Source organism: Desulfoferula mesophila (assembly GCF_037076455.1).
GTDB lineage: Bacteria > Desulfobacterota > Desulfarculia > Desulfarculales > Desulfarculaceae > Desulfoferula > Desulfoferula mesophila.
This window is the reverse complement of the sequence record NZ_AP028679.1, coordinates 2,318,224-2,339,047: the sequence shown is the minus strand read 5'-3', so window position 1 is coordinate 2,339,047 and position 20,824 is coordinate 2,318,224. Positions and strand designations below refer to the sequence as shown.

The 20,824-nt window shown below is 65.0% G+C and carries 22 protein-coding genes; 14 read left to right on the top strand and 8 right to left on the bottom strand.

What is annotated here, in order from left to right; genetic code table 11:
* Complete coding sequence (locus tag AACH32_RS10485; protein WP_338598941.1) at nucleotides 1-1,293, bottom strand: dihydroorotase; 1,293 nt, start codon at nucleotides 1,291-1,293, stop codon at nucleotides 1-3.
* Nucleotides 1,290-2,216, bottom strand: a complete 927-nt coding sequence (locus AACH32_RS10480) for an aspartate carbamoyltransferase catalytic subunit (RefSeq protein ID WP_338598939.1) — start codon at nucleotides 2,214-2,216, stop codon at nucleotides 1,290-1,292. Before AACH32_RS10480 ends, AACH32_RS10485 begins: the two co-directional genes overlap by 4 nt.
* 273 nt (nucleotides 2,217-2,489) lie before the next feature.
* Here AACH32_RS10480 and AACH32_RS10475 point away from each other — a divergent pair, with 273 nt between their 5' ends.
* From AACH32_RS10475 to AACH32_RS10410, 14 genes are all read left to right on the top strand, one after another.
* A complete protein-coding gene (locus tag AACH32_RS10475; protein ID WP_338598936.1) occupies nucleotides 2,490-5,387 on the top strand; it encodes a DEAD/DEAH box helicase in 2,898 nt (965 codons plus the stop codon).
* Entirely contained in the window at nucleotides 5,384-6,262 is an 879-nt protein-coding gene (locus AACH32_RS10470) for a damage-control phosphatase ARMT1 family protein (protein WP_338598934.1), read from the top strand. Before AACH32_RS10475 ends, AACH32_RS10470 begins: the two co-directional genes overlap by 4 nt.
* A 32-nt stretch (nucleotides 6,263-6,294) precedes the next feature.
* Nucleotides 6,295-7,515: a murein transglycosylase A gene (gene mltA, locus AACH32_RS10465; protein ID WP_338598931.1), complete on the top strand. Its 1,221-nt coding sequence runs from the start codon at nucleotides 6,295-6,297 to the stop codon at nucleotides 7,513-7,515.
* Nucleotides 7,516-7,526: 11 nt separating this feature from the next.
* Complete coding sequence (locus AACH32_RS10460; RefSeq protein WP_338598928.1) at nucleotides 7,527-8,054, top strand: O-acetyl-ADP-ribose deacetylase; 528 nt, start codon at nucleotides 7,527-7,529, stop codon at nucleotides 8,052-8,054.
* A gap of 256 nt (nucleotides 8,055-8,310) precedes the next feature.
* Nucleotides 8,311-8,721 carry a Fur family transcriptional regulator gene (locus AACH32_RS10455; protein WP_338598925.1) on the top strand — a complete coding sequence of 137 codons (411 nt, stop codon included), beginning with the start codon at nucleotides 8,311-8,313 and terminating at the stop codon, nucleotides 8,719-8,721.
* A 103-nt stretch (nucleotides 8,722-8,824) separates the two neighbouring features.
* Nucleotides 8,825-8,977 carry a hypothetical protein gene (locus AACH32_RS10450; protein WP_338598923.1) on the top strand — a complete coding sequence of 51 codons (153 nt, stop codon included), beginning with the start codon at nucleotides 8,825-8,827 and terminating at the stop codon, nucleotides 8,975-8,977.
* Between the two features lie 49 nt (nucleotides 8,978-9,026).
* Nucleotides 9,027-9,602, top strand: coding sequence for a rubrerythrin (gene rbr, locus AACH32_RS10445; RefSeq protein WP_338598921.1), 576 nt, complete (start codon nucleotides 9,027-9,029; stop codon nucleotides 9,600-9,602).
* 65 nt (nucleotides 9,603-9,667) lie between these two features.
* Nucleotides 9,668-10,051: a desulfoferrodoxin gene (locus AACH32_RS10440; RefSeq protein ID WP_338598919.1), complete on the top strand. Its 384-nt coding sequence runs from the start codon at nucleotides 9,668-9,670 to the stop codon at nucleotides 10,049-10,051.
* Nucleotides 10,052-10,080: 29 nt separating this feature from the next.
* The gene (rd, locus tag AACH32_RS10435; protein ID WP_338598917.1) at nucleotides 10,081-10,242 is read left to right on the top strand and encodes a rubredoxin; all 162 of its coding nucleotides are present in this window, start codon (nucleotides 10,081-10,083) and stop codon (nucleotides 10,240-10,242) included.
* Nucleotides 10,243-10,323: 81 nt separating this feature from the next.
* Nucleotides 10,324-11,553, top strand: coding sequence for an FprA family A-type flavoprotein (locus AACH32_RS10430; RefSeq protein ID WP_338598914.1), 1,230 nt, complete (start codon nucleotides 10,324-10,326; stop codon nucleotides 11,551-11,553).
* A 40-nt stretch (nucleotides 11,554-11,593) separates the two neighbouring features.
* Nucleotides 11,594-12,256: a DVU0298 family protein gene (locus AACH32_RS10425; protein ID WP_338598911.1), complete on the top strand. Its 663-nt coding sequence runs from the start codon at nucleotides 11,594-11,596 to the stop codon at nucleotides 12,254-12,256.
* Nucleotides 12,257-12,481: 225 nt separating this feature from the next.
* Nucleotides 12,482-13,162, top strand: coding sequence for a GntR family transcriptional regulator (locus tag AACH32_RS10420; RefSeq protein ID WP_338598908.1), 681 nt, complete (start codon nucleotides 12,482-12,484; stop codon nucleotides 13,160-13,162).
* A gap of 18 nt (nucleotides 13,163-13,180) precedes the next feature.
* Nucleotides 13,181-13,570 (top strand): hypothetical protein, encoded by a 390-nt coding sequence (locus AACH32_RS10415; RefSeq protein WP_338598905.1) that lies wholly within the window; start codon nucleotides 13,181-13,183, stop codon nucleotides 13,568-13,570.
* Between the two features lie 31 nt (nucleotides 13,571-13,601).
* Nucleotides 13,602-14,705, top strand: a complete 1,104-nt coding sequence (locus tag AACH32_RS10410) for an NADH:flavin oxidoreductase (protein WP_338598902.1) — start codon at nucleotides 13,602-13,604, stop codon at nucleotides 14,703-14,705.
* A gap of 53 nt (nucleotides 14,706-14,758) precedes the next feature.
* Here the strand turns inward: AACH32_RS10410 and AACH32_RS10405 are convergent, their stop codons facing one another.
* The 6 genes from AACH32_RS10405 to AACH32_RS10380 all read right to left on the bottom strand — a co-directional run bounded on the left by AACH32_RS10405 (nucleotide 14,759) and on the right by AACH32_RS10380 (nucleotide 20,782).
* A complete protein-coding gene (locus tag AACH32_RS10405) occupies nucleotides 14,759-15,187 on the bottom strand; it encodes a hypothetical protein (protein WP_338598899.1) in 429 nt (142 codons plus the stop codon).
* Between the two features lie 64 nt (nucleotides 15,188-15,251).
* Nucleotides 15,252-16,217, bottom strand: a complete 966-nt coding sequence (gene trpS, locus AACH32_RS10400) for a tryptophan--tRNA ligase (protein WP_338598897.1) — start codon at nucleotides 16,215-16,217, stop codon at nucleotides 15,252-15,254.
* A 76-nt stretch (nucleotides 16,218-16,293) separates the two neighbouring features.
* The gene (locus AACH32_RS10395; RefSeq protein WP_338598894.1) at nucleotides 16,294-17,319 is read right to left on the bottom strand and encodes a hypothetical protein; all 1,026 of its coding nucleotides are present in this window, start codon (nucleotides 17,317-17,319) and stop codon (nucleotides 16,294-16,296) included.
* 22 nt (nucleotides 17,320-17,341) lie between these two features.
* The gene (locus AACH32_RS10390; protein ID WP_338598892.1) at nucleotides 17,342-17,992 is read right to left on the bottom strand and encodes a BRCT domain-containing protein; all 651 of its coding nucleotides are present in this window, start codon (nucleotides 17,990-17,992) and stop codon (nucleotides 17,342-17,344) included.
* A gap of 72 nt (nucleotides 17,993-18,064) precedes the next feature.
* Nucleotides 18,065-19,180 (bottom strand): NAD(P)/FAD-dependent oxidoreductase, encoded by a 1,116-nt coding sequence (locus tag AACH32_RS10385; RefSeq protein ID WP_338598889.1) that lies wholly within the window; start codon nucleotides 19,178-19,180, stop codon nucleotides 18,065-18,067.
* Nucleotides 19,181-19,372: 192 nt separating this feature from the next.
* Entirely contained in the window at nucleotides 19,373-20,782 is a 1,410-nt protein-coding gene (locus AACH32_RS10380; protein WP_338598887.1) for a multiheme c-type cytochrome, read from the bottom strand.
* Between the last annotated feature and the right edge of the window lie 42 nt (nucleotides 20,783-20,824).

The window sequence follows — 20,824 nt, the reverse complement described above, 5'->3', positions numbered from 1 at the left end:
TCATCCCTCCAGGCGGAAGGTTACCTCGCCGCCACACACGGTGAGGAGCGCCCGGCCGGGCAGTTCACGCCCGGCAAAGGCGGTGTTGGCCGACTTGGAGCGCATCCGGGCCGGGTCCACGGTCCAGGCCGCCTGGGGGTCGATGACCACCACGTCGGCCGGGGAGCCCACGCCCAGCTCGCCGCCGGGCAGGCCCAGCAGGCGGGCCGGAGAGGCGCTCATGCGTTCGATCATGGCCAGGGGGCTGAGCAGGCCCTCGGCGACCAGCTCCAGCATGACGCCCAGGGCGGTCTCCAGGCCGGTGACCCCAAAGGCGGCGAAGCCGAACTCCAGCTCTTTTTCCAAGACCGAGTGGGGAGCATGGTCGGTGGCCAGGGCCTGGATAAGCCCTTCGGCCAGGGCCTGGCGCACCGCCTCGCGGTCGGCGGCCGAGCGCAGGGGCGGGTTCATCTTGCGGTGGGTGTCGTAACCGCCCACGTCTTGATCGCACAGGGCCAGGTAGTGGGGCGCGGTCTCGCCGCTCACCGCCCAGCCCGCCGCCCGGGCCCGGCCCAGGGCGGCCACGCTGCCCGCGCAGGAAATGTGGGCGATGTGCACCCGGGCCCCGGTGAGCCCGGCCAGGGTCAGGTCGCGCTCCACGGCGCTCACCTCGGCCTCGGCCGGGATGCCCGGCAGGCCCAGGGCGGTGGCCATGGGGCCCTCGTGCATGGCCCCTCCGGCCGATAGCGCCGTGTCTTCGCTGTGGCAGATCACCGGCAGATCGAAGCCCGCGGCGTATTCCATGGCCCGGCGCAACAGGCGGCTGTCGCTCACCGGGTGGCCGTCGTCGCTCACCGCCACGCAACCGGCCTGTTTCAGCTCGGCCATCTGGGTGAGGCCCTCGCCCTTGAGGCCCGGCGTGATGGCCCCCACGGGGTAGACCCGGCAGGAGCCCACCTTGCGGGCCCGCTCCAGGATCATCTCGGTCACCGCCGCGCTGTCGTTCACCGGGTTGGTGTTGGGCATAGAGCACACGGCCGTGAAACCGCCCGCCGCCGCCGCCGCGGTGCCGCTGGCGATGTCTTCCTTGTATTCGTGGCCCGGCTCCCTCAGATGCACGTGCAGATCGATGAGACCCGGCGCCACCCACTTGCCGGAGCAGTCGATTACCTCGGCCCCCTCCGGGGCCTGCAGCTCGCCGCCCGCCGCGGAGATGAGTCCGCCTTCCAATAAGAGGTCGCCGGTTTGGTCGGTGTTGCTGTCCGGGCACAGCAAACGGCCGTTCTTCAGGAGTAGGGGCCTGGGCTGGCTCATGGGGTCTCCGGTCCGATCAAGAGGTAAAGCAGGGCCATGCGCACCGCCACCCCGTTGGCCACCTGATCCAGGATCAGCGACCAGGGCCCGTCGGCCACCTCGGGGGCCAGCTCCACCCCCCGGTTCACCGGGCCGGGGTGCATGATCACCACGTCGGGCTTGGCCGCCTTGAGGTGCCTGAGCCCCAGGCCGAAGCGCTGGGCGTATTCGCGCAGGGAGGGGAAGAGCACGTCGGTGAGGCGCTCCTGCTGCACCCTGAGCATGATGATCACGTCCGCGTCTTGCACCGCCTCTTCCATGGAGCCGGCCACCCGGACCCCCAGGGTTTCCACCGCCGGGGGCAACAGGGTGCGCGGGCCGTAGACGGTGACTTGGCTGCCCATGGTGTTCAGGCCGATGATGTCGGAGCGGGCCACCCGCGAGTGGGTGATGTCGCCGATGATGGAGACCTTCAGGCCGTCCAGGCGGCCTTTGGCCCGGCGGATGGTGAGTAGGTCCAGAAGCCCCTGGCTGGGGTGCTCGTGGGCCCCATCGCCCGCGTTGATGATGGAGCAGGGGATGTGCTTGGCCAACAGGTGGGGCGCGCCGCTCTGGGAATGGCGCATCACAATGAGGTCCGGGCTCATGGCCAAGAGGTTCTTGGCCGTGTCGATGAGGGTCTCGCCCTTGGTCAGGCTGCTGGTGGAGGCCGACAAGCTCACCGTGTCGGCGCTGAGGCGCTTGGCCGCGATCTCAAAAGAGGTGCGGGTGCGGGTGGAGGCCTCGTAGAAGAAATGGACGATGGTCTTGCCCCGGAGGGTGGGGACTTTTTTGATGGGCCGGGCGCTGATTTCCCTAAGCGACTCGGCGGTGTCCAAAACGGTGGTGATCTCCTCGGCGCTCACCCCGTAGAGACCCAGCATGTTGCGTCGCTTGAGGCTCACTTGCCCTCCTTATTACGGGTGAAATCGGCGGCGTTGGCCCAAAAAAAACCTCCAAACACCATTTTAGGTGTGGAGGCCGTCCCGCGGTTTCCCGCCGGGCCGGGAGCCCCGGTTTTGGGGGTTGCAGCCATGCTCTTTGCCTTGCCGCGCTATTAATAAACTAACATCACTTGATAACAAACCGGCCTTGGTATGTCAAGGTGTCAAGCCCTTGAAAAGGGCCTCTTTAGCACGGAGCTAGACGTACGTTGCGTCCCGTGGTACACCATGGCCATGAGCGGCGAGCTAAAGAGCTTTGTTTCCTCTTTGAAACGCAGCCACCGTCTGGCGGCCGAGGTGGTGCACGTGGAGGATATCGCCGCCCGCGAGGCCGCCTACGGCGAGCCGGACCCGCCGCTGCCGCCGGGCCTGGTGCGGGCCCTGGCCGCCCAGGGAGTTGAGCGGCTCTACTCCCACCAGGCCACCGCTCTGAACCTGGTGCGGGCCGGGCGTGACGTGGTCACGGCCACCCCCACCGCCTCGGGCAAGACCCTGGTCTACGCCCTGCCGGTCTTGGAGCGCATCCTGGCCGAGCCCTCGGCCACGGCCCTGTTCCTGTTCCCCCTGAAGGCCCTGGAACAGGACCAGATGAGCGCGCTCAACCAATTGGCCCTGCACGCGGGCCTGGGGCCGGTGGCCGACATCTACGACGGCGACACCCCGGACGGCCGCCGCCGCAAGCTCAGGCAAAAGCCGCCGCCGGTGATCATCTCCAACCCGGACATGGTGCACGCGGCCATCTGCGCCTTTCCCTCGGCCTGGGACAATTTCCTGAGCCGCCTCAAGTACATCGTTATCGACGAGGTGCACGCCTATCGGGGGGTGTTCGGCAGTCACGTGGCCTCGGTGCTGCGCCGCCTGTTGCGCCTGGCCGCCAAACGGGGGAGCCGCCCCAGCTTCGTGCTCAGCTCGGCCACCATCGCCAACCCCGGCGAGCACGCCGAGGCCCTTACCGGGCGGCCCTTCGCCCCGGAGCAGATCATCGACTTTTGCGGGGCCCCGGCCGCCGGGCGCTCCTTTGTCTTGGTCAACCCCAGCGGCGCGGCCTCCACCACGGCCAGTTACCTTTTGGCCCAGGCGGTGGGGCAGGGCCTGTCCACCATCTGCTTTACCAAGAGCCGCATCCACACCGAGCTGATCCACACCTGGGTGACGCGGGCCCATCCCGAGCTCAAGGGCCTGGTGGCCGGTTACCGGGCCGGTTTTCTGCCCGAGGAGCGCCGGGGCATCGAGACCGACCTGGCCGCCGGACGCCTGGCCGGGGTGGTCACCACCAGCGCCCTGGAGATGGGTATCGACATCGGCGGCCTGGATTTGTGCATCCTGGTGGGCTATCCCGGCAGCCAGATCAACACCTGGCAGCGGGGCGGCCGGGTGGGGCGGGCCGGGCGCGACAGCGCGGTGGTGCTGGTGGGCGGGCCCGACGCCCTGGACCAATGGGTGCTCTCCCACCCGGCGGAGTTTTTTGCCCAGCCGGTGGAGGCGGCGGTCTTGGACGCGGCCAACCCCCAGATAGTGGCCCAGCACCTGGTCTGCGCGGCGGCCGAGGAGCCCCTGGCCGTGGACGACGAGTTCCTGCCCCCGGTGGGCCACCCCGAGGCGGTGCGCCTGGCCATGGAGGACGGCAAGCTGCTGCTGGACGCGGCGGGCACCCGCTATTTCACCCCCCGCAAACGGCCCCAGCGCCTGGTGGACCTGCGCGGGGCCGGGGAGAGCCTGGCCATCGTGGACCACAAAGGCACGGTGGTGGGCTCCTTCGACGGGGTGAGGGTATTCAAGGAGGGCCACCCCGGCGCGGTGTATTTGCACCGGGGCCGCACCTACCTGGTCAAGGAGCTGGACCTGGAGCACCGCAAGGTGCGGGTGACTCCTTTGGATGCCGACTATTACACCCGGGCCCGCAGCGACAAGGAGACCGAGATCCTGGAGGAGACCGGCCGCCGCCCGGTGGCCAACTTCCTGGTGCGCAAGGGGCGGCTCAAGGTCACCGAGGTGGTCAACGGCTACGAGCGCCGCCGGCTCTCCGGGGGCGACCTCATGGGGGTCTATCCCCTGGAGCTGCCGCCGCTGACCTTCGAGACCGTGGGTCTGTGGATGGACATCGAGGACGTGGTGCGCCGCAGCCTGGAGCGGGCGGGCCGCCACTTCATGGGCTCCATCCACGCCCTGGAGCACGTGGCCATCGCCATGTTCCCCTTGTTCGCCCTGTGCGACCGGGGGGACATCGGGGGCATCTCCATCCCCCTGCACCCCCAGACCGGCAAGGCCGGGGTGTTCATCTACGACGGGGTGCCCGGCGGGGTGGGCCTGGCCGAGCGGGGCTATGGGCTCATCGAGGAGCTCTTGGAAAAGGTGGAGGAGCTACTGGCCACCTGCGATTGCGAGGAGGGCTGCCCGGCCTGCGTGTACTCGCCCAAATGCGGCTCGGGCAACAAGCCCCTGGACAAACTAGGGGCCCTGATGCTCACCCGCCTGCTCCTGGGCAAGCTGCCCCTGGAAGAGGCGGAGCCCTGCGCCGCCCCCGCGCCCCAGGTGATCGCTCCGCCCCCGGTGCGCTCCAGGGAGCACCCCCTGGCCTACGGGGTGTTCGATTTGGAGACCCAGAAGCTGGCCAACCAGGTTGGCGGCTGGAACAACATCCACCTCATGCGGGTGAGCGTGGCCGTGCTCTACGACTCGGTCAGGGACGAGTTCATCTCTTATAGCGAAGACCAGGTGCTCGATTTGATCAAGCGCCTGAGCGAGCTGGAGCTGGTCATCGGCTTCAACCACATGCGTTTCGACTATCAGGTGCTCAGCGCCTACACCGCGGCCGACCTGCGCTCTCTGCCCAACCTCGACCTGATGCTGGACGTGCAGCAGTCCCTGGGCCACCGCCTGAGCCTGGACGCCCTGGCCGGGGCCACCCTGGGCGCGGCCAAGACCGCCGACGGTTTGCAGGCGGTGGATTGGTGGAACCAGGGCCGCCTGGAGGAGCTGACCGCCTATTGCCAGGCCGACGTGGAGCTGACCAGGGATTTGTTTTTGCGCGGCCAGGAGGCCGGGCACCTGCTGTATGCCAACCGCGACGGACAGTGCCTACGAGTGCCGGTGGATTGGTCCTGGCCCAGCCTCAGGGAGCGCCTGGCGTGAGCCGCATCCCCGGCGAGGAATGCCCCGCCTGTTTGCAGCGCCTGGGCGAGCAGGTCCTGGCCGGGTTGGAGCTGACCCCCGCCCGGGAGAAGGAACTGCGCCAGGACATAGAGCGCATCACCGCGCGAGGACTGGCCAAGGAAGAGGCTCCGGCCTTTATTGCCAGCGAGTTTTTCGCCTACGTGGGCGGGCGCACCAAGGGCGCGGACCCCTTTGCCGCCAAGAAACAGCATGACTTCGTGACGGCCCGCTCGGCCGCCGAGCGCCTGAGCCAGGCGCCCGACACCTTTGCCGCCCGGGCCAGGCTGGCCATCATGGGCAACGCCCTGGACCATTTCTGCCTGGCCGACACCAGCCGCCTGTGGGAACAGGGGGGCGCCCTGGAGCTGGGCCGCGACGACCTGGAACTGGCCGAGGCCCGGCTGCGCCCCGGCGCGCGGGTAGTAATTCTGGCCGACAACTGCGGGGAGCAGTCCTTTGACCGTCTGCTGGCCGGGCACCTCATGGGCCGGGGCTGCCAGGTGCACTACGTGGTCAAGGCCGGACCGGTGCAGAACGACTTGAGCCTGGCCGACCTGGAGGCGGCGGGCGAGAGCTTCGGGCTGGGCCAGGTGCGGGGCATCGCCCCCGCGGCGGTGGGCCTGGATCCCCTGGCCGCGCCGCCGGAGCTGAGCGAGCTGCTGGCCGGGGCCGACCTGGTGGTGGCCAAGGGTATGGGCCATTTCGAGACCCTGGCCTTGGCCCGGGACATGCTGGAGCGGGGCGGGGCGCCCTGGCCCCTGCTCATGTTGTTCCTGGCCAAATGTGCCACCGTGGCCCGCCTGGCCGGGGTGCAGCGGGGCCAGGGGGTGGCGATGTTCCTGCCTGGCTCTTGATGCCAAGGCCGGGCTGCGCTTAGGATGAATCCATGAACAAGCGCCAAACCAATCTATGCCGATTCGCCTGGATCACGCTGCTGGCCGTCTTGGCCCTGCTGGCCGCCTGCGCCACGCCCGGCCCGCCGCCCGCCCCCACCGCCCAGAACACCCTCCGGCTGGTGGCCAATGACGACTGGCCGCTGCTCTTGGACGACCTGGGGGCGCGGGGATTTTTCCAGGCCGCCGAGTCCTCCCTGGCCTATCTGCGCAAAACCAATCAGGACAAAAGCTTCACCTTTGGTCCCTACCGCATGAACGCGGCCCAGATGGCGGCCATGCTGGAGGAGCTAAAAGACCTGCTCTACCGCCTGCCCGACCCGGTGGAGCGCTCCCGGGCCCTGCAGGAAAAATACGTCCTGCTGGAGTCGGTGGGCCGCGACGGCCAGGGCGAGGTGCTCATGACCGGCTATTACGAGCCCGTGCTCCAGGCCCGCCGCAAGCCCCAGGGCGCGTTCCAGTATCCGGTGTATGCCCTGCCCGAAGACCTGGTGTGGATCGATCTGCGCCAGTTCGGGGAGCAGTACCCGGCCAAGCAACTGGTGGGGCAGGTCAAGAACCACCGGGTGCGGCCCTATCCCGACCGCGAGGCCATCGACTTCAACAAGGTCATCGAGGGCAAGGCCGAGGTGCTGGGCTACGTGTCCGACCCGGTGGAGGTGTTTTTCCTGCACATCCAGGGCTCGGGGCAACTGGAGTTCGCCGATGGCTCGCGCCGCCGGGTGGGCTACGCGGCCAGCAACGGCCGCCCCTATCGCTCCATCGGCAAGATGCTCTTGAATAAAAAAATGATGGAACCGGGCAGCATGTCCATGCAGGGCATCCAGGCCTATTTGGAGGCCAATCCCCAGTACCTGCGCCAGGTGCTCAGTCACAATCCCTCGTACGTGTTTTTCCGGCCCCTGCCGGTCATCGGCGGCCCCTTGGGCTGCTTTGGCCAGCCCCTCACCGCCGGGCGCAGCGTGGCCACCGACCGCCGCCTGTTCCCCGGCCTGGCCCTGGGCTACGTGACCGGCACGCTGCCCGCGCCGGAGGGCAAGACCGCGCCGCTGGCCCGCTTCGTGTTCAACCAGGACACCGGGGGGGCCATCCGGGGGCCGGGGCGGCTGGACCTGTTCTTCGGCTCCGGGCCCCAGGCCGGAGCCCTGGCCGGGCGCATGAAGAATATCGGCAAGCTGTATTTCTTCTTTCCCCGCGCCCTGCTGAACAATTGAGGGGGTGAGTCATGGAAAAGATGATAGGCCAAACCCGCCTGGTGCTGACCCAGGGGGACATAACCCAGGCCGATACCGAGGCCATCGTCAACGCGGCCAACAGCCGCCTGGCCGGGGGCGGCGGTGTGGACGGGGCCATCCACCGGGCGGGCGGCCCGGAGATCATGGCCGAGTGCCGCAAGATCGGCTCCTGTCCCACCGGTGAGGCGGTGATAACCACCGCTGGGCGCTTGAAGGCCAAAAAGGTCATCCACACCGTGGGGCCCATCTACCGGGGGCGGCCGGAGGACGCGCGCCTGCTGGCCAGCGCCTACAAGAGCTCCCTGGACCTGGCCGCCCAACACGGACTCAGGAGCGTGGCCTTTCCCAGCCTGTCCACCGGGGCCTACGGCTATCCGCTGGATGCGGCGGCCAAGGTGGCCCTGGAGGCGGTGCGTCAGGGTATAGAGAAAAATCCCGGCAAGTTCGACGAGGTGCGCTTTGTGCTTTTCGGCCAACCGGCCTTTGACGCCTTTGCGCGGGTTTTGAGGGGGCAGTAGACCAGGGCGGTACGTTGCCTGGCCAGTCGGCGCTGTAAGTGCTATGGTTTTAGGCTAGATAACGCTTACAAGTAATGGTTACGCCTACCACGACAACTTGACATGACCGCCTTTGTCTATGCATACTCTCCTCTGCCAAACGGTTTTCACGAGCTCTCCTGCTTTGCGGCTTCTTGGTGCATGTCCTCCCAAGAGCTTGACAAGAGTGAGATTCTAGCTTAATTTAAATATTAGGAATGATTATTGGGAGGCCATCATGGAAACCCCGGAAAAGCTTCGTATGACAACCCAACGCCAGGTCATCATGGAGGTGCTCAAAGGCGTAACCAGCCACCCCACTGCGGGTGAGCTCTGCAATATGGTGCGCCGGCGCCTGCCGCGCATCAGCTTGGGCACCGTATACCGCAATTTGGACATCCTGTCCCGAGCGGGCATGCTTCAAAAGATAGACGTTGCCGGTCAGGAAATGCGTTTCGACGGCAACACCATGAACCACTATCACCTGCGCTGCGTGGATTGCGGCAGGGTTTTCGATGTGGACATGGATCTTTTGGCGGGCATGGAAGACCGGGTGGCCGATGAGTCCGGCTTCGAGGTGTTGGGACATCGCCTGGAATTCGTGGGGCGTTGCGCCACCTGCCAGGAGGCTTTAAAAACGAGACAATAGCCTGTCTTTTCCCGTATAGTTATAAGGAGATTTACCAATGGCCGCCCAGACTACGTCTGAAGCCAAGAAGGTTTTGTCTGTGCTCGCCAAGGCCAAAGAGCCCATGAGCAACAAACAAGTGGCCGAACAGGCTGGAATGGAAAGCAAATCAGTTTCCGGCACCATGACCGCCCTCAAGAAGGACGGCCTGGTGGACAGCCCGGTTCGCTGCAAATACGCTATCACCGATTCGGGTAAGAAGACCCTCAAGGGCTAACCCCGCTACACGTCATTCACTACACGCTAAGCTGAACGGAGAGAGATTTATGTCCAGCCTTGTGGGCAGCCAAACCGAAAAAAACCTGCTAACCGCCTTTGCCGGCGAGTCCCAGGCCCGCAACCGTTATACCTATTTCGCTTCGCAGGCCATGAAAGAGGGCTACCGCCAGATTTCCGAGATATTCACCGAAACCGCCAACCAGGAGAAGGAGCACGCCAAACGCTTTTTCAAGTTCCTGGAGGGCGGCGACGTCATGATAAGCGGCGCTTTCCCGGCCGGCGTCATCGGCGCCACCGTGGAAAACCTCAAGGCCGCCGCGGCCGGCGAGAACTACGAGTGGGGCCAGATGTACCCCGACTTCGCCAAGGTGGCCGGCGAGGAAGGCTTCGAGGAGATCGCTCGGGTATTCCGCAACATCGCGGTCGCCGAGAAGTTCCACGAGGAGCGTTACCTGGCCCTGGCCGCCAACATCGAAAACGGCCTGGTGTTCAAACGCCCCGCCCCGGTGGTGTGGCGCTGCATGAACTGCGGCTACATCCATGAAGGTGACGCCGCGCCTTACGAGTGCCCGGCCTGCGCCCATCCCCAGGCTCATTTCGCCCTGATTTGCGAAAACTGGTAACCGGCGCTTACTATATAAAGTAAGACTTAAACCAAATCGATATAGCTTTATCAAGGAGGCGCGTCATGGCCGAGCAACGGCTGCAAGTTTATAAATGCGAAGTATGTGGCAATATCGTGGAATTGCTGATCGCCGGCGGCGGCGAGTTGGTTTGCTGCGGCCAGCCCATGGTGCTGCAGAGCGAGAACACCGTGGACGCGGCCAAGGAAAAGCACGTGCCGGTGATCGAGAAGGTGGACGGCGGCTACAAGGTGAAGGTCGGCAGCGTGGCCCATCCCATGGAGGCCGAGCACTACATCCAGTGGATCGAACTGGTGGCCGGCGACAAGGCTTATATGGAGTTCCTGAGCCCCGGCCAGGCGCCCGAGGCCACTTTCAAGGTCGACGCCTCGGGGGTCACCGCCCGCGAGTATTGCAACAAGCACGGGCACTGGAAAGCCGAAGCCTAGTACACGCTTGCAACGGGAGCTGTTGAATAATGAAGAAGTACGTATGCGGAGTTTGTGGTTACGTTTACGACCCGGCCAAGGGCGACCCTGACAGCGGCGTGGCCGCGGGTACCGCCTTCGAAGATCTGCCCGACGACTGGTCCTGCCCGGTCTGCGGCGCTTCCAAGGATCAATTCGAGCCGGAAGACTAAGAGCATCTTGGGGCCGGGCCTGGGGCCCGGCCTTTTTCACTTGTGGAATCAGGCCAATTCAATCTGAGAGCGAAAGCTGTTATGAAACCGGTTGAAATAAAGGACAGCATTTATTGGGTGGGAGCCGTGGACTGGAACATCCGTGACTTTCACGGGTACTCCACCTACAAGGGCAGCACCTACAATGCCTACCTGGCCAAGGACGAAAAGGTGGCGCTTTTCGACACGGTCAAAAAGCCGTTCTATCTGGATTTGGTGCACCGCCTGCACAACCTGATGGACCCCACCGAGATCGACTACCTGGTGGTCAACCACATGGAGCCGGATCACTCCGGTTCGCTCAAGGAGACCATCGAGGCCATCAAGCCCAGCAAGATCTACACCTCGGTGATGGGCGCCAAGTCCATGGCCGGTTATTACAAGATCGACAACTGGCCCATCGAGACGGTCAAAACCGGGGACGTGCTCAATCTGGGCAAGCACAGCGTGCATTTCCTGGAAGCGCGCATGGTCCACTGGCCCGACAGCATGTTCTCCTACATCCCCGAGGAGAAGCTGCTGATCTCCAACGACGGCTTTGGTCAGCACTGGGCCACCAGCGAACGCTTTGACGACGAGGTGGACAACGGCGAGCTGATGCGCCAGGCGGCCAAGTACTACGCCAACATCCTGATGCTCTATTCGCCGCTCATCGCCAAGCTGTTGGAAAAGGTGGGCGAGATGGGTCTGGAGATCGACATGATCGCCCCGGACCACGGCCTGATCTGGCGCAACAACCCCGGCCAGATCATTCAGGCCTACCAGACCTGGAGCCAGCAAAAGGCCACGGCCAAGGCCCTGGTTGTCTACGACACCATGTGGCACAGCACCGAGGCCATGGCCAAGGCCATCTACGACGGCATCCTGGACTCGGGCGTCTCGGTGCAGATGATGAACCTGTGCAACACCCACCGCAGCGAGGTGATGACCGAGGTATTGGACGCCAAGGCCCTGGTCTTCGGCTCGCCCACCTTGAACAACGGCATGCTGCCCCGCATGGCCGACGTGCTGCACTACATGCGCGGGCTCAAGCCCACGGACAAGATCTGCGCCACCTTCGGCTCCTACGGGTGGAGCGGAGAGGCCCCCAAGATGATCGCGGCCCAGCTGCAGGAGATGAACCTGGAGCTGATCGCCGATCCGGTGCGGGTGCAGTGGGCTCCCAATCACGACAGCCTCAAGCCCTGCCGCGAACTGGGACAAAAGATAGGCCAGGCGGTGGCGGCGGCGAATCTGCCGCCCTCTTGCCGGGCCATCCACTGCACCCCCTAGCCCAGCGGCCATGGCCGGGCAGGGGGTTACGCGGCGGCGGGTGCGCCAGCTTCTGGAGGCCGAGGACTTCGCGGCCTCCTTGCAAGAGCTGACCAGCCTGCCGCCCGAGCCGACGTTAAAGCAATTGCAGGCCGGATTGCCGGCCGCGCAACCCATCATGAAATGGCGGGCGGTCACGGCCCTGGGCCAGGTGGTCCGGGGCTTGGCCGCCCGTGATCTTGAACCGGCCCGCGAGTTCGTGCGCCGCTTGTTGTGGTGCCTCAACGAAGAGAGCGGGGCGGTGCCCTGGGGGGTGGCCGAAGCCCTGGGCGAGATCTCGGCCAACTCCCCGGAGCTGGCCCGGGAATACGCCAACCTGCTGACCTCCTACATCTGGCCCCAGGGCAACTTCATCGAATTCGGCCCCCTGCTCAGCGGCGCGGTGTGGGGGGTGGGGCGCCTGGCCTCGGTGCATCCCGAGCTGGCCCGGGGCTGCTGCGCCCTGGAGCGCCTGGCGCAACTGCTGGAGTGGCCCGACCCGGCGGTGCGGGGCATGGCGGCCTGGGCCCTGGGTTGGCTGGGCGATGCTGAAGCCCTGGAACCGCTGGGCCGGATGGCCGAGGACACCGCCGTGGTCGAACTTTGGGACAGTGGCGAACTGCGCCGCGCCACCGTAGCCGAGTTGGCCACCGAGGCCATAGAAAAGATAAGTAATACAATATAAATAGCAGTATTGCTCATAAATAGCCTTAATCTTAGATGCCTTTGTTTCTTGCCCCTCCACCGGAGTCCCGAAATATAGCGCCGTCCGTATTTTTCATGGCCCGAAATTCCTTGGCCCATGCTGCCCCAAGCGCTTGACGGACATGGCTCCCTGGGCTACTGTCGTTGTATACGAAATACGCAACGATACGCCATCCTAGGTCCAAGCGAGCGGGAGATACATAACGTGGCCCAACAACCCCCCAGCAGCTTCCGTCGCCCTTCCCTGGGGCAGGAAGTCACCCAACATCTCAAGCGCCAGGTGGTCATCGGCGAGCTAAGGCCGGGGCACCGCCTGGTGGAGGAGCGCCTGGCCCATGACCTGGGCATCAGCCGCACCCCGGTGCGCGAGGCCCTGCATCGTTTGGAGCAGGAGGGCATGCTCTCCAAGCGGCCCCGAGGCGGCTATGAGGTGCGGCCCCTCACGCCCGAGGAGGTCAGCGACGCCCTGGGAGTGCGCTCGGCGTTGGAGGGATATGCCGCCGAATTGGCCTCGCGCCAGGCCCCCGAGGGGGCGGTGGACAAGCTGGAGGCCAACGTAGACGATTTCGAGAAGGCCCTGGACCAGGAGGACGAGGAGCGGCTGGTGGAGTTCAACAGCCAGTTCCATCTGCTGCTCTGCGAGGCGTCCGGATCGCCCCTGCTTTTGCGCCTGCTGGGTGAGCTACAGGAGACGGTGGAGCGCATCTCCCGGGCCATCATCTCCAACATGGACGCGGGCAAGTGGTCCACCGAGGATCACCGGGCCATCATAGCGGCCATCAAGGCCGGGGACGGGGCCAAGGCCCACCGCCTGGCTCGGGAGCACGTGGCCCACGGGGCGGATTGGATCGTCTCGCGCATGATCGACCAGGAACTGGAACTCTAGCGGCGGCTGGGTGAGCATATGAAATTCGCGCTGATCTGCCTGTACGCGGGCGGAGTGATGCATATCGGCTGGGCGGTGTTTCACTTTTTCTTCCCCCGCATCTTCAAGTGGCAGACCGCCCTGGAGCCCTTGGATTCGCTCAACCGCAGCATCATGCAGGTGTTGAACCTGTGCCTGACCTTTTACTTTGCCGTGGCCGCCTATCTGACCCTGGTCTACTCCTCGGAGCTGCTGGGCACCCCCCTGGGCCGCAAGCTGCTGGCCGTGTTCGCGGCCTTCTGGTTGTTGCGCCTGGCCCTGCAGCAGCGCTTCTTTCGCATGGTCCATCCGGCCAGCCTGCTCATTAGCGTCGCCTTCCTGTTGACCATGCTGGCTTATGGCATACCTTTGGTAGTGGCGGGCCGCTGACCATCACTTCTTTCAACCCGAAGAGGAAATCATGGCCGACATTTTCACCCCTTGGAAAATCAAAGACCTGAGCATCCCCAACCGCCTGGTGCGCAGCGCCACCTGGGAGGGCCTGGCCGACGATGACGGCGTGCCCTCCCACGAGTTGATCAACGCGCTGGCCGACCTGGCCGAGGGCGGAGTGGGGCTGATCATCACCGGCTACGCCTATATCAGCCCCGAGGGCAGGGGCCTGCCCAAGCAGACCGGCGCGCACATCGACGCCCTGGTGGGCCCCCTGACCCGCATCAGCGACGCGGTGCACAAGTCGGGCGGCCTGGTGGCCATGCAGATCGTGCACGCCGGCGGCCAGACCAAGGCCGACTGGATCGGGCAGCAGCCCATAGGCCCCTCGGCCATGCTCAACCCCGCCTTTGGCGAGGAGGTGGCCGAGATGAGCCTGATGCAGATCGAGGACACCATCGAGGCCTTTGCCCTGGCCGCCGCCCGGGTAAGGGCCGCCGGGTTCGACGCGGTTGAGTTACACGGAGCCCACGGTTATCTCATCAACCAGTTCCTGAGCCCGCTGACCAACCAACGCACCGACGACTATGGCGGAAGCCCGGCCAACCGGGCCCGCTTCGCCTACGAGGTGCTGGCCGCCACCCGCCAGGCGGTGGGGCCCACGTACCCGGTGTTCATCAAGCTCAACAGCTACGACGCCGTGGAGGGCGGGCTGACTCTGGAAGAGAGCCTGCCGGTGGCCCAGGGCCTGGCCCAGCGGGGCATGAACGCCATCGAGGTGAGCGGCGGAACCCCGGCGGCGGGTAAGCTCTCGCCCTCGCGGGTGGTCAAGCAGGCCGAGGAAGAGGGCTACTTCCTGGCCAACGCCGCGGCCATTAAAAAGGCGGTGTCCTGCCCGGTGATCTGCGTGGGCGGCTGGCGCAGCAAGTCCCAGGTGGAAAAGGCTCTGGACCAGGTGGACGCGGTGGCCATGAGCCGCCCCTTCATCCGCCAGCCCGACCTGGCCAAGCGCTGGCAGGCGGGCGAGGAAAAGGCCACCTGCATCTCCTGCAACCAGTGCTTCAAGGTGGGCATGCAACAGGGTCTGGGCTGCGGCCAGGAACTCAAGAAGCAGGAAAAAGCCCAGGGCTGAAAACCACCCGACCGAGACCAAACGCGGCTCCGGCGATGCGCCGGGGCCGTTTTTTATGGCGTCCCGCGCCCCTGGGTGTAGGCCGCCACCAGCTCGCTCCTTAGCTCCCCGGCCCGGGCCAGGGCTCGCTCCACCTCTTGCGCTTCTTCAGGAGACATCGCCCGGCGTAGGGCGTCGCACACGTAGTGCAAGCAGGCATAGGGCCGGGCCGACCAGGGCAGCTCGCAACCTTCGGGGCTGAGAAAAGGGCAGGCCTCGGAGCGGGCCGAGGGATAGGGCGCGCCGTCCGGGTTTAGTACGGCCATGAGGATGAGATCGGCGGCGTCCAGAATGCCGTGGCGGCTGATGCGCGCGCAGCAGGGCCGGGCGCAATCGGGGCACAGCTCCGGGCAATGGCGGGCGAAGACCCGCCGGGGTAGCTCCAAGGTTTGGGAGATGCGCAGGGCCAGCTCCCGGGCGGGCCGCTGAGCGGGCAGGCCCAACTCGCGGGCCAGCTCTTGCTGACGCAGGCGCCAGCGCCGGGGGCTGAAGGGAAACTTGGCCGGGCTAATAGTTGAGCCCCACCCGGCTGCGCACCAGGTCCAGGGTCTCGTTGGCCACGGCCCGGGTCTTGTCCGCGCCCTTGGCCATGACCTGGCGCACGTAGTCCAGGTTGCCCGCCAGTTCCTCGCGCTTGGCGCGGTAGGGGGCGAAGTACTCCCACATGCGGGCGAAGAGCTCTTTCTTCACCTCGCCGTAGCCCATGCCGCCGGCCCGGTAGCGCTCGGCCAGGGCCGCCTTTTCCTGGGCGTCCATGAACAGGCTGACCAGGGCGAAGACGTTGCAGGTCTCGGGGTTCTTGGGCTCTTCCACCGGGGTGGAGTCGGTGACGATCTTCATCACCTTTTTCTTGAGGTACTTCTCCGGCGCGAAGATCTCCAGGGTGTTGCCGTAGCTCTTGGACATCTTCTGGCCGTCCAGGCCGGGAATGACCGCGGTGTCCTCCTCGATCCAGGGCTCGGGCACCGTGAAGGTCTCGCCATAGGCGTTGTTGAACTTGATGGCGATGTCGCGGGTGATCTCCAGATGCTGTTTCTGGTCCTTACCCACCGGCACGGCGTCGGCCTGGTAGAGCAGGATGTCGGCGGCCATCAGGACCGGGTAGGAGAACAGGCCGTTGTGGGGCTGGAAGCCCTTGGCGATCTTGTCCTTGTAGGAGTGCGCCCGCTCCAGGAGCCCCACCGGGGTGTGGTTGTTGAGGATCCAGGTGAGCTCGCAGACCTCGGGCACGTCGCCCTGCACCCAGAAGAAGGCCTTTTCCGGGTCCAGGCCCAGGGCCAGGAAGTCCAGGCACGCGTTCATGGTGTCGGTCTTGAGGCGCTCGCCGTCGTAGACCGTGGTCAGGGCGTGCAGGTTCACGATGAAGCAGAACAGGGTGTGCTCCTGTTGGAAGCGGATCATGCGCTGCATCATGGCGAAGTAATTGGCTATGTGCAGGGTGCCCGAAGGCTGAATACCCGAAAGAACTCGCACTTGCCTGGTCCTCCTGGTGCGGTTGCGGATCACCCAGGCAATATACCCAAGGGGAGGGGGGGCGTCAACGCGCGGGCTAACCCACCCCCATCTCGCCCCTCAGCCGCGCCGACAACTGCTTGACCATGGTGAAGGCCTTTTCCACGGTGGCGGTGCCGTCGGGATTTACCAGGCAGCAGGTGGCCGGGGAGATCAGCCCCTGGGCCACCAACTGGTCGCGGTCCAGACCCCGGCGCTCCAAGAAGCTCCACATGTCCATGAGCAGGTTGTACAGGCTCTCCATGCTCTCGGACTCGAATGGCTCGACGTTGGTGGGAGTGAGGCCCCACACCAGGACCCCGCCGCGATCCAAAAAGCGCTTGATGGCCCCGGCGTAGGAGGCAAATATCTCGCCGTTGGAGTACACGTCCAACGAGAGCACGTCTATGTCCAGGTTGAGCAGGAAGTCCCAGTCCACGTTGCCGCACAGGTGCACCCCCCGGGGACGCTCGATGGCCGCAAAGAACTGCTCCAGGTCCTTATGAGCCTGGGTGTCGGAATAGCCGGACAGGGCGCTGAAGATGAATTGCAGCCCCGGCTCGTCGATGAACATGAAGGCGTTGGGGTTGAGCTGCTTGAGGCGCACCAGTTGCTCGTTGACCCGGCGGGCCATCACTTCCAGCAAGAAGGGCCGCACCGTGTCGTCGAAGAGGATGGGGCGGTCGTTCTGGTCCTTCACGTTGAGCCCGAAGCTGATGGGCCCTTCCAACTGCCCCCGGATGGCCGGGCGGTCGGCCAGGTCCATCTCCAGGAACTTGTGGTACACCGCCGAATACTGCGGCGAGATGTCGAAGTAGCCCGGCTCGTCGAAGTGGCTCATGGTGGCCTCGAACTCGGCCATGAACTTGTCCATGGAAAAGGACAGGGTCTGCTTTTCCATATCCACCACCGTGCCGGGAAAGTGCTCCGAGGCCTGCACGTACATGTCCTCGTAGTAGCTCACGTGGGGTAGCTGGGGCCAGAAGGGGATATCCAGGCTCAGGGCCAGTTCCAGGGCCCGGTCCACGTCGCGGTGGGGCATGACGGCCATGGCCGTGGTCAAGAGGTTGCCGGGTATGGGCATGGGGCGGCCTTTCCGATGGTGGTTAAAAAGGTTCGGTTCCGTAAACGTGCTGGGCCCAGTGGTCTTCGGATACTATGGCCAGCCCGTGACCTTCATCACGCAGTTCCATGGCACGTTCTATTTTACGGCCGTAGGAAGTGTGGACCCAGTCACGGCTGCCGATAACGCCGATAACCAAGTAATCAGTTTTTTTGGAGACAGTGTTTTTTACCGCGCCGCCCAGTTGCAATACCGCCGTCTGACAATCGTTACGGGTACCGGAAACAAACTTCCCGGTAAAGCAGTAGGCCCTTCCTTGAAACTGTAAAGCAGGTGGCGGGCTGTCCAGGGGCAGAGTGCAGGACATGTTTTCCAACTCCCGCTCCACCGGAATTTGGCCGGTAAAGGAACAAAGAAGCTCCAGCAGTTCTTTTTGTTCATTGCCATCCAAAACCCCGTCGCACAGCATCTGGTTCACGCGGTTGTTGATGACGTTAATCGGCCAGGTGGCATTTAGATCGTTGTTTTTGATCAGCCATTTTTGCAGAAATTCGGCCTCCAACTGATTAATGCACCCGTCGGCGGCCATGCCCTTGGCCAGGCCGAGAAGTTCATCCAAGGTGCGGTCGTGGTGTTGTTTGCAATTATAGGCCCTGATAAGCGGTTGTCCGTGGGCGTCGAGTGGTTCGGTCATGTTCCCCCCTTTTTTCTTTCACAACTCTTCCCTTTTATATTTTGACCCGGACGCTTGTTCCTGACCTCCTGTTTACCGGTCCCACTCCGGCTTGAAGCGGATCATGAAGCCGCGGTCGATGTGGTCCTTGATCTTGAAGGCCAGCTTGCCCTGCAAGATTAGGCCCCACTTGTGCAGGATGCCCACTCCGCCGCCCAGGTTGTAGATGAGCAGATAGGCCCCGCCCGGCTCAAAGGCCTCGAGCTCGCCGCCCGTGAGACGCGCCTGGAGGTTGTTGAGCAGCACCGGGTTTTGCCGCACCGCGTACACCCCCACCTTGGCCAGGGGCTGGGGCCCATAGTAGACGCAATCGCCTCCGCCGAAGATGTCGGGGTGATCGGGGCATTGCAAAAAGCGGTTGACCATGAGCCCGCCTTCCGGCCCGGTGGGCAGGCCCGAGGGCCCGAACAGGGGGCGCGGTTTCACGCCGGTGACCAGGAACACCAGGTCGTGCTCAAAGGCGCGGCCGTCGTCCAAGGCCACCCGGTCCGAGCCGACGTGCCTGGCGTAGGCCCCCTCTATTATCTCGATGCCCCGTCCCGCGATTATCTCCCTGGCCCGCGAGGCGACGCCTTCCGGGGCTCGCTTCAAAAAACGGCTGCCCGCGTAGATGCGCACCTCGGCGCCTTGGCCGCCGTTGCGGCGGGTCAGGGCCCAGGCGTTGCCCGCGATCTCCAGGGAGGCCGGGCCGCCGCCCACCACCCCCACGCTCACCTTGCGCTGGCGGGCTATTTCGCTCAGGCGCAGGCGCGCCTCCAGCAGGTTCTCGATGGGCTTGACCCGGTATATGCGCGCCTGGTCCTCCACCGTCTCATCGGGGATGGCGCTGCCGGTATTGCAGGAGAGCACGTCATAGGGCACCGGCCCGCTGTCCTTGGTGAGCACCAGCTTGGCCGTGGGGTCTATGCCCACCATCCTGTCCTGCAGGAACCTGCCCCCGGCCTGCTCCACCATGGCCTGCACCGGGAAGCTGATCTCCTGGGGCTCGTAGTCCCCACCCAGCATGCCCGGACCCATGCCCGAGTAGTAGTGGCGCGGCCCGGGGCCGATCACCGTGACTTCCACCCCTTGCCCCACGATCTGGGCCAGGTTTTGCAGCACCATCATATGAGCGTGGCCCGCTCCGGCCAGGACCAGATGTTTGGGCATGAAGCCTCCCGTGATCGGACAAAATCGCGCGTAGCGATTGGTTGATACAACGCGAACCGGGCGGGCGGCCAGGAGGCCGGCCCCTGCGGGCCGGCGCCGGCAAAAGGCCCCGGAGAGCCGCCGAGGTGTCGCTTACCCAAAATACAATCCCCGCCCTGGCGAGGCAAGGCGGGGATTGCGGGTGGAAGGCAGTTACTTCTTGGTGCCGAATATCTGGGGCGGCTTGGTGGTGTTGCCCGTGGCCCCGGGGAAGTAGGGCGCCACGTAGGCCTTCTTGTGCTCCTTGATCAGGCGATCGGCCTCCTCGTGGAACTTGACATAGCGCTTCTTGCACTCGTAGAAGCCGTGCCACCAGGAATAGTCCGGGGCCATCATGGCCGCGCCCATGCGGGCCCGGCGGCCCTCGTGGTGCCACAGCTCATAGAACTCGTTCCACAGGGGCGACTTGAAGAAGGCGTCCTTGGGCATCAGGCCCTTGGCGTACAGCTCATCCAGCTTGGCCTTGGTGGGCTTGAAGTAGACCTCGTTGTAGTCCTTGATCACCCCATCCATCTGGGCGTAGTGGCTCTTGACCCACTCCTCGCTGTGGCACTGCTTGCACACCGCCTGCATCTTGGCCCGTTCCTCTTGCCAGGAGCTCTTGGCGGGCCAAGGCTTGAAGTCCTGAGGCCGGATGGTCAGGGGGGCTTGCAGCTCCCAGGACAGGCGCTCGGTCACGTCGTGGGTGGTGAGCACCTTGCCCGAGCCGCTCATGTGGCAGGCGGCGCAGGTGGGGGTGCGGTAGTCCACCCCCGGCGTCCAGGTGCCCGGCGCGGCGGCGAAGTTCCACTTGGCCCCTTCGGAGTGATAGATGGCCCCGTGCTTGGACTCGTTCCATATCTCGATCTGGGGATGGTCCGGGCCCAGGTGGCACTGGCCGCAGGTGTCGGGCTTGCGGGCTTCGGCCACCGAGAAGCGGTGCCGGGTGTGGCAGGCGGCGCAGGAGCCCTTGGAGCCGTCCAGGTTGAGCCGCCCCACGCCCACGTTGGGCCAGGTCATGGGATCAAGCCTGCCGTCCTTGTCCTGCTTGAGCACCGTGCCGTGGCAGTGGAAACAGCCGTTGACCCGCTCCAGGCCGCTGTTGAGGCCGAAGTTGAGCCAGGGGTCGATGGTCCAGATTATCTGCAAGGTGTTGGCGTGCTTGCTCACCGAATACTGCTTGGCCTCATCGGGGTGGCAGCGGGAGCAATCTTTGGGGCTGACCACGCCCGCGATGGGGGTCATGTACTCGCTTTTGGACCAGGGGTTGTCGCCTTTTTCGTAGACCGCCTGGTGGGCCTTGGAGAGGTCGGGATCGCTATCCTTGGCCTGGTGACAGTCCAGGCAGCTGATGTTGGCGTTGGCGTGGCGACTGCCCGCCCAGTCGTCGAAGATGCCCGGCGACACGATCTTGTGGCACTCGATGCAGGCCTGGGCCTGGGGGGACATGCCGCGTACAATGCGGAACTCTTTCACCTTGGCCTGGTTGGGGGCGGTCTTGTCCTGGGCCCACGCACCCCCGGGCGCCAGGCACCAGATCGCGGCCAGCATAGCCAGCCCCGCCAGGATGATCGCCTTTTTCATTTCCCTCCATCCCTTCCTTGCGTTGTCCAAAGACCCGTAAGA